This window comes from Segetibacter sp., assembly GCF_025963695.1.
Taxonomy (GTDB): Bacteria; Bacteroidota; Bacteroidia; order Chitinophagales; family Chitinophagaceae; genus Segetibacter.
On sequence record NZ_JAOQAH010000089.1, the window covers coordinates 1 to 13,492 of the forward strand.

8 protein-coding genes and 1 pseudogene are annotated in these 13,492 nt (G+C 41.8%); 5 read left to right on the forward strand and 4 right to left on the reverse strand.

Annotated elements, in window-relative coordinates; genetic code table 11:
- Together JWR87_RS15530 and JWR87_RS15535 are read left to right on the forward strand one after the other, a co-directional pair.
- A pseudogene (locus JWR87_RS15530) lies at positions 1 to 552 on the forward strand (hypothetical protein); the annotation flags it as partial.
- 101 nt (positions 553 to 653) lie between these two features.
- Complete coding sequence (locus JWR87_RS15535; protein WP_297821760.1) at positions 654 to 1,850, forward strand: Gfo/Idh/MocA family oxidoreductase; 1,197 nt, start codon at positions 654 to 656, stop codon at positions 1,848 to 1,850.
- Positions 1,851 to 2,372: 522 nt separating this feature from the next.
- On the opposite strand, the gene JWR87_RS15540 is transcribed toward JWR87_RS15535, so the two are convergent.
- The 4 genes from JWR87_RS15540 to JWR87_RS15555 form a co-directional block, all read right to left on the reverse strand.
- Positions 2,373 to 4,829: a heparinase II/III family protein gene (locus tag JWR87_RS15540; RefSeq protein WP_297821762.1), complete on the reverse strand. Its 2,457-nt coding sequence runs from the start codon at positions 4,827 to 4,829 to the stop codon at positions 2,373 to 2,375.
- A 440-nt stretch (positions 4,830 to 5,269) separates the two neighbouring features.
- Positions 5,270 to 7,585: a glycoside hydrolase family 20 zincin-like fold domain-containing protein gene (locus JWR87_RS15545; protein WP_297821764.1), complete on the reverse strand. Its 2,316-nt coding sequence runs from the start codon at positions 7,583 to 7,585 to the stop codon at positions 5,270 to 5,272.
- 487 nt (positions 7,586 to 8,072) lie between these two features.
- Positions 8,073 to 9,788 carry a GMC family oxidoreductase gene (locus JWR87_RS15550; protein ID WP_297821767.1) on the reverse strand — a complete coding sequence of 572 codons (1,716 nt, stop codon included), beginning with the start codon at positions 9,786 to 9,788 and terminating at the stop codon, positions 8,073 to 8,075.
- The gene (locus JWR87_RS15555) at positions 9,772 to 10,326 is read right to left on the reverse strand and encodes a gluconate 2-dehydrogenase subunit 3 family protein (protein ID WP_297821769.1); all 555 of its coding nucleotides are present in this window, start codon (positions 10,324 to 10,326) and stop codon (positions 9,772 to 9,774) included. The genes JWR87_RS15550 and JWR87_RS15555 overlap by 17 nt, the downstream gene beginning before the upstream one ends.
- Positions 10,327 to 11,813: 1,487 nt before the next feature.
- On the opposite strand from JWR87_RS15555, the gene JWR87_RS15560 reads away from it, so the two are divergent.
- From JWR87_RS15560 to JWR87_RS15570, 3 genes are all read left to right on the forward strand, one after another.
- Positions 11,814 to 12,017, forward strand: a complete 204-nt coding sequence (locus JWR87_RS15560; RefSeq protein WP_297821771.1) for a helix-turn-helix transcriptional regulator — start codon at positions 11,814 to 11,816, stop codon at positions 12,015 to 12,017.
- Between the two features lie 30 nt (positions 12,018 to 12,047).
- Positions 12,048 to 12,218, forward strand: coding sequence for a HipA N-terminal domain-containing protein (locus JWR87_RS15565; protein ID WP_297821773.1), 171 nt, complete (start codon positions 12,048 to 12,050; stop codon positions 12,216 to 12,218).
- 599 nt (positions 12,219 to 12,817) lie between these two features.
- Positions 12,818 to 13,396 (forward strand): glycosyl hydrolase 108 family protein, encoded by a 579-nt coding sequence (locus tag JWR87_RS15570; RefSeq protein WP_297821775.1) that lies wholly within the window; start codon positions 12,818 to 12,820, stop codon positions 13,394 to 13,396.
- Positions 13,397 to 13,492: the final 96 nt, after the last annotated feature.

Genomic DNA, 13,492 nt, shown 5'->3' on the forward strand with positions numbered 1-13,492 from the left:
TGGGCGAGCGGGCATGAACACATCATGGCAAAATCGCTCTTCTCGGCCGGAACTACCTGGCCCGGTGTGTTTTATGCGGAAGACAAAAAAGCGCTTGATGTTTTGTGTGCCCGACCAGATGTTGATGCGACCAGGATTGGCTGTGGGGGTTTGTCGGGCGGAGGTGTAAGAACGGCGTTTATGGCAGGGCTCGATCCACGGATTAAATGTGCAGTCAACGTTGGGTTCACAACCACGTGGTCGGATTTTGTCTTGAACAAGTCCTTCACCCATACATGGATGGCCTATGTGCCTTTGCTTCCAAACGAATTGGATTTCCCTGAAATTATGGGGTTACGTGCGCCGCTTCCAACACTAGTTTTAAACGACAGTGAAGACCAGTTGTACACACTTGCTGAAATGCAAGAGGCAGAAAAAATTTTAACCGAAGTCTTTAAAAAAGCAGGCGCAGAAGATCGCTTTAAATGCTCTTATTATCCGGGGCTGCACAAGTTTGATGGAGATATGCAGGGCGAAGCCTTTAAGTGGTTTGACCGATGGCTGAAGGCTTAGATCCCATACAAGCGAGTGACCCTGAAAATTGACGGGGGAGCGGTAACCATGCTTAATAGTAGCAATCAGCTAAGTACATAAATTTCAACACACACCTGGAGATGAAAGAAACACACAATAATCGCCGCCGTTTTATTAAGAATGCAACAAACACTTTGAGTGGAATGGCTCTACTTTCTGCTTTGCCAAAGCAAGTGCGGGCACACTCAGAAGAATATGCAAGCACGCCGAAAAGCCAACTATACGACGTAGCTCCGCGGATTAAGTTCGCAGTTATCGGCATTAATCATGGTCATATTCATTCCCTGGTGGAAATAGTAATAAAAGGTGGCGGCCAGTTTGTTGCTTTTTACGCAAAAGAAGCTGACCTGGCTGCGGACTTTGCCAGGCGATACCCAAAGGCAAAGCTTGCACGTAGTGAAAAGGAGATCCTGGAAGACAAAACAATTCACCTGATTGTAAGCGCGGCCATCCCGGACGCACGTGCGGCAATCGGCATTGCTGCGATGCGACATGGCAAAGACTTCATGGTGGATAAGCCAGCCGTTAGCACGTTGCAACAGCTTAGCGAAGTACGTAAAGTGCAGAAGGAAACCGGGCGCATTTTTTCAATTCTTTACGGGAGGTTAGAGAACCCCGCTTCTACCAGGGCCGGAGAATTGGTGAAAGCCGGAGCTATTGGCAAAGTAATTCAGACGCTTGCAGTAGCGCCTCATCGCGTAAACCCTCAAACCAGGCCTGATTGGTTTTGGGACATTAAGCGTTATGGTGGCATTATAAACGACATCGGCTCACATCAATTTGATGAGTTCCTGTTTTTCACCGGCTCTTCCAAGGCTAAAATTGTGGCCGCACAGGCAGGAAATGTACATCATCCTCAATACCCCGCATTCCAGGACTTTGGCGATGCAATGGTAACCGGTGATGGTGGAACGGGATACCTTCGGGTTGATTGGTTTACCCCTAATGGACTTAAATCATGGGGCGATGATCGGATTACCATTCTTGGAACTGAAGGATATATCGAGATCAGAAAAAATGTGGATATAGCAGGCCGGGAAGGCGGTCACCATATCTTTCTTGTTGACCAAAAAGAAACCAGGTATTTTAATTGCGACAATGGCCAAGTGCATTACGGGCGACTTCTTGTAGACGATATTTTGAACCGTACACAAACTGTAATGTCGCAGGAACATTGTTTCCTGGCAACGGAATTGGCATTAAAAGCACAAAAGCAGGCAAAAAACCTCAGGTTTACCATACAGCAAAATGAGGCTTCTCGCGGAGGCAAGGCGTAGACTTGCAATCTAGTTTTCCTTACAGTTATAATAAAGTCCCCATAATTATCTTATGAAGAATGGGTATTCGGCAGAGCCCTTTTTCGCAAGTCTTTCACCCCCCCCGGATGCACGTCCGGGGGTATATGGCTGCATTAAAACGAATGAAAAACAATTGAATTACCTTCAATTTCATCTACTTAAGATTCTGCTACATACACAAACAGGCACCGCAGCGAGTCTACATTCAGCGAAGCATAGTCTCTTGTCTGTGTAATATTACCCCCTGAACTGATTTGATATCATCCAAAAAACGAAAACGAAATTAATTTTCCAGTGTCGATATTATTGGTTAACCATTTCTTGTACCGACCACACCTAAGTTTCCTTTAACGAGATGAAAAATCTATTTTTCTTGCCATTTAACCCATTTTATCTTAGAGTGCTGACGCACCTTTTTTTTAACTGGGAAATATAAGAAGACGAAACAAACATTCACCTTCAGCCTTAAGTAAGCGCTTGTTAATCCATTAGACCTTCTTCTTATACTGGTTTTATTTGAATAGTCCTTGCTCCAAGACCTTTGTCTTTAAAGGACAATACCCCTGCAGGTGTAGTTTGAAATGTGCCGAAAACCTTATTATTGATAATTACTTTCACCTTTTTATTTGGCCGAAGTTCAGCCAACACATGAGTAGTTTGTGCAGGTACATTTAATTTATACGTTACCGGCAAATCAGCTTGTTGATATAGATGCCCTCTTTCATCCAGGCTGCTGCTAAAAAATACCACATACGGATTTTCTTTAGATAGAAAGATGGCTCCTTCCATTTTCCCATCCGTTGATTTGATATATTCTGAAGGCACCATGCTTTTCTTATCTGAGGTTGTGATCTCAAATGCATGCATGAATGCAGTACCCGATTGTGCTTGTTTTGGATTTACATCCATCCGCCAGTTACCTGCTTCCCTGTTAGCTAAAAACGGTTTTTCCGGCGCGAAGTTTTTCTTTGCAAAACGGTTATAATATTCATAACCCGGTCCGCCGATAATGGAAATTATTTTTTCCCTTGGTAATAAGGTTTTAACAAACAACCCACCGCCATATTTGTGGGTACTGCCCTCAAGTTTTAATTCCCCGCTTCTTGAAGAATGCACAATACGCTCATCCTTAAAATCAGATATTCCTGCCACGGCAGTCTTTCCCCCTATTTCCGGGCTCTCTTCAAAGTGTAACATCCAGTATTTATCCAGTGGCATTGCGCTTATCACCCGATCCTTTACTACCATATAATCCGGAAGCGGCAGGTAAAGCAATTGCCTGTCTATCCATTTAACTTTTTCCCCGTAGGCCCTGGTAAGGTTGCTTTTAACGTAGTTGTAGCTGTTAGATTTTTGGTCGTAGTCGAAGGCTAAAACATCAGCGGTATTAAGGCCCTGTTTCTTACTGTCTTCCAGGTAATCTTTCCAGTCTTTCTGCGCTTGCGCACCTCTGATTACCCGCTGCCCCCCGTCTGGGTAAATTAACGTACCGGATATTCCTTTCTTCGTCTGTTCCGACGGATCATAAACAAGGACGTTGTTATGAGCGAGGCTCCTAGTAGAGTAATTGGACCAACTTTCTTCGTACATATCGGAATAGCCGCCACCGTCGATGATCAGGCCTCCTTTCTTATAAATAAGAAAATGACCTTTATCGAAGTGTTGATGGTCAGAATAGTGATCTCCGGTTATATAGGTGATTTGTGTGCCATTTTCACTCCAGTTGTTTCTAAACATAACATGCTCGTAAGCATTTTCGCCAAAGCGCATTACATTAGGAAGGGTTTTATAGGAAGGTGTATCAGGAAGATTCGAGTCATAGAATGTTAACATCATCCATCTATAAATGTCGGGCACTAAATCCACCCCATAATTGGCTGACAACTCCTTTGAAAAAGAATGCAACTGGCCCTGCAACTGCTGATTGCTGACCTCCGAGGCCAACATATCTATAAGCGGGCGCAGAAATGTTTTGTGGGGAACAACTCTCCCGGTAACGTCGCCGATACGTTCGAGGGTAAAATCGGGCCGAAAATTCGCAACTACAAATTTTGACATCGGCTCTAAAAAGTTATCGTACCCGTCTTTAATAGTCTGAAAATAATCTGTATTGGTAGCAGTAGTCAAACCTCTCATCGTCATCAGGAAAGGGTAGAAAACGACGAAAGGAGTATAATGGTTTCCTTCTCCCCAGGTTCCCTGTTTTTCTTTTAGGGTACGCAGTAACATTTGATCTCCTGAAACGAGGTTTTTAACGAGTTTCATATACGCTATGGACTTTCGTGTATTTTCCTCACCCTCTCCATAAACCGCCAAGGCCACCATAGCAAACCCATGAAGGGAAACGATGGTATAATTATGATTGATTGAGGGCTTAACCACTCCGTCTTTAAGATGTTCTGCTCCTTCAACCAACTTTGCACTTATTTTCGCCGCCATTTCATCGGATAGCCCATCTCTAACCCAATCAAATGCAATGGCACTGTTATAAACGGCAGATGCAGTTGAGGTGTGCTCATTAAGCGGAAAAGCATTATTAACAAGATAATTGCCAACTATTGTAGCATTTTTCTTTTCTCCCTTCAGTAGATATTGCATTGCAATGGCCGGTAAGCTTTCAAAGCCTGCTGCTTCCCGATTATAATCAATGCAGTTTTTATACGCGGGGTCTTTTAATCTTAGCCGTAGGGCAGAAAGGGTAAGACCTCTTCCGATTTTGGCGTTATCAGCCCTTATAAAAAGACGAGGCCGAAGATTCGATATAAGCAGATCCTCACCACCCCCGATAGGTTGACGACCAGTGACGACAGATCCCTTTTTAAGATTATTTGCTAGTGCATGTTCTGTACCACTGTTGAGAGTGTTGAAAGACGTTCCGCTTCTTTGTGAGTATCCAAAAAACGATAACAATACAAGGAATGCGGTGATATGTAAATATTTAAATGCTATTGTTTTCATATGGCGTCTTCTGTTGTTTTGGTGGATCCTTGACTAATCTCTTGTATTTTCTCCAGTATAAGTGCCTTTAGATAATGATCTAAACCTGCAGTGAATGGAAGTGCAGGGGCTGGTAATGTGTTTATGGACAAAGGTCGTGGATGAACAAATTTTGCCCTGTGAGTTTCCATAGCCCTGGTATGCCCTGGCCATTTAAATGCTTTATGCCGTATTTATCGTTATCAACTGCCCGGTTTCACATTCCCATCAATTGCAACAACCCTCCATTGGAACAGCAGTTGGAGCCGTGCTCTCATTGCGTACTTTCGCGGTACTATATAAGAAAGCCGTGGCCAGCACGATGAGTAGTGTTAAGTAGACAAGCCGAATTGTCTAAAAATGTCCCTCTTACCTACTTTTCGGAGCTTACAGCACGATGATAATTTTTTCTGGAAGGGTAATTAAAAGTATTTTTCCCAGTCTAACCGATCTGAGCGCAAGGGCAAATCATGTGTCTTTGCAAATTGGTTCCTGGCTTTTAGTACATCATCAGCCCACTTTCCTAAAGGATATTTCAACTGCCGGTAGATCAAATAACTCATATCTATCGTTCTCACGGGCTGGTGATCTTTTACATCGTCTACCTGGTTTACAAACTTTCGTCCGTTCGCTTCAGCTACGCGAGGATGCCTGCCCTGGTACCAGGTTGTGGTTATTGACTGCAACACTTCATTGCGTTGATCCCGAATACACCTCGCACGATCCAATACCTGATCTACCAGTGTTACTGCGGCTGCCGGATTCGCTGAAGCGAGTTGTGAGGAAATATCCAGCAGGTTATTAACCCTTTTCAAATCCAGTAACATGTTTAAATTCTGGCGACATAGTAAAGCCACGGAATGAAGCACCTGTAAATTGTAATGCTGGTAATCTACCTGGTGGATGTTTTCATTCAATAACTGCATAAGCTCGTTATTTTCCTGCAGGTATTTTTCGGCGGCTTCAAGCCTGGCTTTGTTATTATTATTCCATGTGTTATCAAAAGAAAGATTACTGCCGGAAACGGGTAAAAGAGGCAAAGTCTGATCTTTCGCCAGCCTCGGAGTATCGTATATCTTATATGAATTACCGAAAATGGGTGTACGCCAGTTAGACAACTGCCAGCCCCAACTTTTATCCCAGAAATCGGCCTGAGTGCTTAGCAGTTGATACACTCTATCCATGTTTACATTATTGCGACCATAAAAGGAGTTGTAGAACCGGTTGCTAAGATCCTGGGCGGTCATACCTTTGTTATTCCAACCAGCAGCTGCACCGGCAGCATAACCTAACCAAAAGGTTTCAGGATTCAAACCGGCGTCGCCCCAGGCGGCAACAATCACTCCCATCAGATCAGCATTACCTGCAGCTATAGTTGTCGTAATGCCATTAAGCACTTCACCCACCCTGCCTTTTGCCAGTTCACCTTGCTGTTCTTCATCGTCAGTCAACACTACCGCTCGGTTTACCGGGGCCGGTTTTTTGGCGGGAAGTTTATGATAATTCGGGAAGTGTGGTTCAACTCCCTGGGTAGATGTGTAAATAAGCTGGCGCATGCCATGTGCTTTAATTTTAGGTGCCCAGTCTTTATTGTACACCCCATTAATAATATGCGAGGGTATAGAATTAATATCATTCACAGCAAGCGGGTATTCTGCCCAGATAATTACTTTCCTTCCTTTTGCATGAAGTTCATTGGCGATCCTTGTAATATATTCAGCGAGCAACTTACCATTACCTCCTAATTCCTCTGCCCGCTTTTTTTCAGCCGGAGACTTTCCAATATAATATGCCTCATCTGTAGAAAACAAAAGATATTTCCCCCCCTTATTCGCCTCCATCAACTCGTCAAACATTCCCAGTAACAGTTTGTCGGAGTCGGGATTCATAACATCAAACTCGTAATTGGAATTAGAAAATGCCCTGAGATGCTTATATTCCGGGTGTTTTAATATGAAAGTAATGTGTGCAGGTCCGTCTATCCACGGAACCAACTCCACATAATGTGCTTTTGCATACTCGCTCAGCTCTGCATAGTCTGCAGCAGTATAGGCATAAGGTTCAACGATAGACTTTGCGGTTTTAAACCGGAAATGCCCTTCGAGCTTTAATGTAAAAGCATTGATCTTATAATAACTTGCCTGCCTGATGGCACGCTTCATCTCGTCCAGTTTCTCCAGGTGGTGAGCATTATCCCAATAGATCATCCGCAGATCCATATCAGGCCAGTCTACGATTTCTCCACCGGTAAAGAAGGTCTTACCATTTTCTCGTTGAAGCAATTGGACAAGTGTTTGTACGCCATAAAAAAGTCCCGGTGCATCATTAGCTGTAATTAATATTCGCCCTCGCTCCAATTTTATGTTGTAGGCTTGTTGTTTCAACGCGGTTCTGTTGGTGTCGGTTGTTGGTCCTATAGCAACTGCACCTGGTTTAATAGCTAACTGTATGCTTCTGCCAGTGCCCCCCCGTCTATTTTTTAACCTGACACCGAATCGCTCTTTTAGTTCGGCAGTTAGGCTAAGTACTGCAGGATGTGTGCTTGAAATATTTGCAGGCGTACTTATAGACCAGCTGTCATCAAGCAGATTACGCTCGTGGATGAAAGCAACCTTTTGTGGTACTGGCAGCAAGCCGGCACCGGGGGCAAGTGCGCTCGCTACCTTATCCTGCGGGTTGGCTGCAGGAGCAAGCAGGCTATTAAATAAAACCAATAAAAGTAGGTAAGCCGTACGCATAAGTGTTTCTGGTTTTGTATCAAGGTATTTTCGAATACTTTATTTATTCTGCTGATTTCTGATTTTGCGACTTTCGTTAAATTCTTCTTGGCTGCAAATTCGTTTCTTGCATGCATTACCTCTGTAGCCCATTTACGCAAGGGATAATTCAACTGGCGATAAACCCAATAGCCGCCATCTACAGTTATTACGGGTAGTTGGTCTTTTACGTCATCAACCTCGTGTAGATATTTGCACCGTTAGCTTCGGGCACCAGCCGATACTAAATGCTGAACCATATTGTAAATACGATTGCAACACCTGGCTTCTGTCGTCCTCAATTTTATTAACCTAGATTTTCCCCCGTGAAAAACCATTTAAAGAGATCGGGAGTTGAAGGACTAAGAATAAAAATAAATAAGCCGGGTCTTATAATTACCTGTTCGTTTACCACAACCTACTTATGGCTAACAACCTTAAATTCTTTATGTGATGCACTAATTCCTCATTATAACTCACCTCTTTTCAATTCAGCAAACGCATGATCAACCGCCCTTGCCGTTAACGCCATGTATGTAAGTGAAGGGTTTTGGGTAGACGTTGACGTCATACAAGCTCCGTCAGTTACATACACATTTTTACATACATGCAGCTGGTTCCATTTATTCAGTAAAGATGTTTTAGGATCATGCCCCATTCGTATCCCACCCATTTCGTGAATGTCACTTCCGGGATTCTGCGAGGAAGTTTGCGTTTTAATATTTTTGAACCCTGTATTGGTTAACATCTCTGTAAACTGGTCAAAATAATCCTGTCTCATCTTTTCATCATTTTCGTCGAAAACCACTGAAATCTTCAAAAGGGGCATATCAAAATCGTCTTTCCTAGTCTGATCGAGGCTTACCATATTTGTTTCCTTAGGAATTGTTTCTCCCATCATGTGAGATCCGATTTTCCAGGGGCCTACTTCAGGTTTTGCCAATCGCTTTTTTAAATCTGCACCTACGCCGCTGGTATCACTATGTGAACTTCTGTAGGCATTAAACCCGGCTGCATAACCGCGAAGAAAATTAGTCTCTTGTTTAAATAGGTTTCTAAATCTTGGCATATAACCACCACCTGCGGGGTTTCGACCGATTGTAGTAAATTCTTTAAAACCATCGATCTCTGCGCTTAAACGTGCACTATAATTATGAAAAGCCACAAACTTGCCCATGAGGCCATTGTCATTACCGAGGCCATTCGGAAAACGGTGGGAGGTAGAATTCAGTAATAACAGGTTAGAATTTAAAGCACCTGCATTTACGAAAATGACTTTAGCATAGTACTCAATCACTTCCTTGCTGTTTGTATCTATCACTCTTACCCCTGTGGCTTTTCCCTTTTGCTCGTCGTAGATGACAGAGTGTACAACCGAAAACGGGCGAAGAGTCATATTTCCGGTTTTCTCCGCCCAGGGTAAAGTGGAAGAGTTACTGCTGAAATAGCCTCCCAACGGACAACCACGATGACAAAGGTTCCTGCTCATGCATTGTGCTCTTCCCTGTTCATAATGTATCGGATTGGGTTTTGATAAATGGGCGACCCTCTCACTTATTACATGCCTGTGTTCGTATTTTTGGATCAATTGCTTTTTAAAATAATCTTCTACAACATTCAAAGGAAAAGCTGGGAGAAATTCTCCATCCGGCAGTTGTTTTAATCCATCCCTATTGCCGGCGATACCAGCGAACTTTTCAACATGGCTATACCAGGGTGCCATGTCTTTTTCACGAATAGGCCAGTCTACTGCAAACCCATCTCTTGCCGGACCTTCATAGTCAAAATCGCTCCATCGTTGTGTGGCCTTAGCCCACATTAATGACTTACCACCTACCTGGTATCCACGGATCCAATCAAATGGCTTCTCCTCTATGTAAGGATGCTCGCTATCTTTTACAAAAAAATGTGCTGCATCTTCCCGGAACGCGTAGCAGCGGTTGATGATCGGATTCGCCTTTTTTATATCGAGCGGCATCTCGCCCCTATGCTCAAATTCGTAGGGAAACTTATTAGCCGTCGGATAGTCCTTGATGTGCTTTACATCCCTGCCTCTTTCAAGCACCAGGGTTTTTAATCCTTTTTCAGTAAACTCTTTCGCAGCCCATCCGCCGCTCATTCCTGATCCGATAACGATAGCATCGAAACTACGCTCTTTCACAGAACCTTTATAATTGTCTTCCATTGACGTTTAAGTTTTTTACACGATAGTACCCGTTATACGGAACTGAGGGGATTATTTCATATTTCGTAATATTCAGCACAACATACTTTGACGTCATGTATCCCTGCAATGTTTTTGCTTTCATTATTTCATAAAAGCTGAAAACCTCCGGTGGAAATGTTTCTTTGTTCTCTACCGAAAGAAGTATTTTTTCTCTTTGCGCCGGAGTACAACGCATAAACGAACGCTGAAAACGCTTCTTTGTAACTTCGTCGAGGGCCTTTAACCCAGTCAAAAAAATTTGCTGATCCTCTTTTTCATAGCAGTCATCTAGCATTTTCAAAGCAAACAAATGCGATCCCAATTCTTTTGCACCTGGCGTTGCTGTTTTCGGAATTATAGTAGAAGCAATTTCTGCCAACAGCTTTTCCTGATCAGCACTTATATCCATGTTCTTAAGTGCTAAAGAGGCCTTCCCCGGCTTATTCTGAAAGGAAGGTAAAATGGTAATACCTCCAGCAATTAATATTAAATCTCTAATGGCAGATCTTCTTTTCATCTTAATATCTTTTGACCGATGTAGTTTATTCAAAAACACCTGGAATAGGTGCATAGCGGTGCAGCTGTCCGGCAGGCCGTTCCCGGTTTCTTTTATAATCGGCGCATATATTTAAATTGCTTTTGTCAATAATCGCTCGCCTGTTAGCTAAAACTTTGCAGGTAAACACCGCTCACATATCATTTTGTCCTCTAACACTTGCCCCCCGCCCGGCGTAAAAACGTTGCAGCAATCTTCGTCCCACGACTAGTATTCGGTTGACGCAATCCAGTTTTCCCCTCAACCACCACCAAGCCACCAGATCCCCTCTTTTGCAAAGAATAAAAATACTTTCAAAACATTGCCTAGCGAATATAATATTAATTACTTCCTTTCCTACAAAAAACATTTCTCTTTTAAAATCCTTCGATTTTGCATCCTCAAACGCAACTCTCATATTTCGCTTTCACTTCCTTTAATTAATATTTTCCCGACATCACTGTCTACGGGTAATAAATTCTGATGAGTCTAGTTTTTACAGATCCTATTTTTATCGGCGGGGGCAAATCTTAATACATACCTTATATCATTGTTCATTTTTATACTGTTTGTTGTCGCATCGACGCACTTCGTTCAGGAGTGAGAGGTTTGTTTTAAACTTATACCTAGGTAGCTTGCTTTTGTACCGTTCGTTGTTTTATTCTTTTGGCTATTTGTTTTGTTAGTTTGTGAGCAGCTAGAAATATTCATACGCTCTCTGTGTCTTTTGTTTTGCCCGTATGTGGGATTTTTTAGGATGAGAGTACGGGTGACTATAATTTTCAAGGATTGCTTTTTCCCCAAGTGCAGCAAAGTTTTTTTAAGGAGGTACAGGTCAAAGAGAACCGGAGCTTAGGTTCTCAAGGCAGTCAAGGCGGTATAACTTTTTGCTACACTTTTGCTAAATAAAAAGGTGAAACCCTTTCCAGTACCGGGTTTCACCTTTCACATTGTCGGGACGACAAGATGATTTTTGTAGCTGTAAAACGTTTTATTTCAACTTCTTATAAACTTCTTCTCAGTTATGTCACCGAATTGGTATCACTTTTTTTCAAGGAGTTTCTGATACAAATATCGCTAAATGGAACTAAATCCCACCAACCGTGAGAATAGGAAATTAATCATAATGCGATCTCCATCATCGAATTATTGCTTGCATCCGGAAAGTAAAAAATTAAAACAAGTTGTCCTCGCAACGTAGCAACAATTGATACACGACCATAATTGGCAGAAATGAAAATTGCAACATTTGAATTTCAGCTAAAAACTTTCGGTTGAAATGGAAGCAAGATACCTTTGCAAGTGGTTATGATAGTATCACAAATATTACTACGCCTTTTTTAATAGAGATTTTGGTTGTCCTGACAGTTATACCCGCTAAGGTATAATAGATAGCCAGATTCTACTGTTTATACCCTAAAAGGTATAAAAACAATAAATACTTATCTTTATACCCGAAAAGGTATAAAATGAAAATTGCTGAATTCGTAAAGCATAAACGTAGCGTTGTTAAGCTAACGCAACCGGAGTTGGCGGAAAAGGCCGGCGTAGGATTACGTTTTGTACGAGACTTAGAACAAGGTAAAAAAACCTTACGTCTTGACAAAGTAAACCAGGTGCTCCAGTTGTTTGGCTACGAAGTTTGCGCTGTTGAATTAAATAAAACTGAGTAATGGCTAACAGGAAAGCAGAAATAAAGTTGAATGATCGAACAGCAGGCTGGCTTACTCAAGATGAAAACGGTTATCATTTTCCCGGTTAGCCTCACCTTACCACTAAAAGATCAGCCCTATACATCCAACGTTATGTTCCCATTTTTCGACGGCTTAATTCCGGAAGGATGGCTGCTGGACATAGCAGACAAACAGAATTAAATATCGCGAAAACTTTCTCGAAAAGACAATTGAGATTATCCTCCTACATGTTATAAAATTACAAATCACTCTGATTTATATTTACTAAAACGCACGTATTATTCCTTGTAGGTCTGTATCCATAATCATAACAATAATAGGAGCCTTCGCCATTGGGTGACCTTTCTTTGTTAGTATAAAACTGAAAATTAAAACCCCTTTGTTGCAATTTCGATTTGCTTATCTCCGTAAGCTGACTAAACAAGCATTCCTCCAGTATTTTCCTGTTTCGAGCTAATATGCTATTCACATTTCTAATGTACCCGCTTTTTTGAGAGTTTAGGTTATTGTGAAAACTAACACGACAAACGTCGCAACAAAACTTTTTATCGCTTCTACCCCTTAAAGGTTTAGCGCATTGCAAGCATTGTGATGTCATAGATTAGGATTACGTTAGTAAGACAAAATAGCGCCAAATGGTTTGCAAATCAACTAGCATTTGTATTTAAACGTTTTTAAACGCTTAAATACAAATGTAACTGGTTATACATGATTAAGGTAAATACTTAGAGTACTTAATCTGTTAGGTTTGTTATAACATTTTAATATCGGAAAAGTATATGGCAATTTTTGAACAGGCTTATCAAATAACTACGGGTAATGAAGGTGGATACGCAAATGATCCTCATGACAGTGGCGGCGAAACATGGAAAGGAGTTTCAAGAAAGAATTGGCCTCATTGGCAGGGATGGCCAATAGTGGATAACATTAAGTCGAAACACCCCGAGAGCCTTAATGATTCATTAGCAAAAGATATTGAGTTAACTACATTAGTTCTTAATTTATATAAGAAATCGTTTTGGGATTGTAATTCTCTTGACCTAATCCGGGATCAGCAAATAGCCAACCAATTATTTGATATTGGAGTAAATATGGGCACCGGTGAAGGAGCCAAACTTCTACAAAGTGCCATTGATACTTTTCCAGGCAATTCGATCCCGATTGATGAAAAAGTTGGGCCAAAAACAATAGAAACTGCTAATAACTTAGACCCAGAAAAGCTCTACAATGTAATTAACGAGTTAAGAAAGGCACACTACAATGCCATCATTATTCACAATCCTTCGGATGAAAGATATAGGAATACATGGTTTAGCAGGATTAAGCCTTATAATGAAAGTATGAGTACTGTTGCCTAAAGCTTATTTATACGTTAGAGCAAGCAAAAACAATCAACATTAATCGATCGGTTTTATTCAATATCCTCAGGCGTGTGAATATTTGGCTGTAGCCTA

Bases quoted from the DNA above. Each gene is read 5' to 3' on its own strand.
- JWR87_RS15540 (WP_297821762.1), bottom strand. From the start codon at position 4,829: ATGAAAACAATAGCATTTAAATATTTACATATCACCGCATTCCTTGTA.
- JWR87_RS15535 (WP_297821760.1), top strand. From the start codon at position 654: ATGAAAGAAACACACAATAATCGCCGCCGTTTTATTAAGAATGCAACA.
- JWR87_RS15550 (WP_297821767.1), bottom strand. From the start codon at position 9,788: ATGGAAGACAATTATAAAGGTTCTGTGAAAGAGCGTAGTTTCGATGCT.
- JWR87_RS15560 (WP_297821771.1), top strand. From the start codon at position 11,814: ATGAAAATTGCTGAATTCGTAAAGCATAAACGTAGCGTTGTTAAGCTA.
- JWR87_RS15555 (WP_297821769.1), bottom strand. From the start codon at position 10,326: ATGAAAAGAAGATCTGCCATTAGAGATTTAATATTAATTGCTGGAGGT.
- JWR87_RS15565 (WP_297821773.1), top strand. From the start codon at position 12,048: ATGATCGAACAGCAGGCTGGCTTACTCAAGATGAAAACGGTTATCATT.
- JWR87_RS15545 (WP_297821764.1), bottom strand. From the start codon at position 7,585: ATGCGTACGGCTTACCTACTTTTATTGGTTTTATTTAATAGCCTGCTT.
- JWR87_RS15570 (WP_297821775.1), top strand. From the start codon at position 12,818: ATGGCAATTTTTGAACAGGCTTATCAAATAACTACGGGTAATGAAGGT.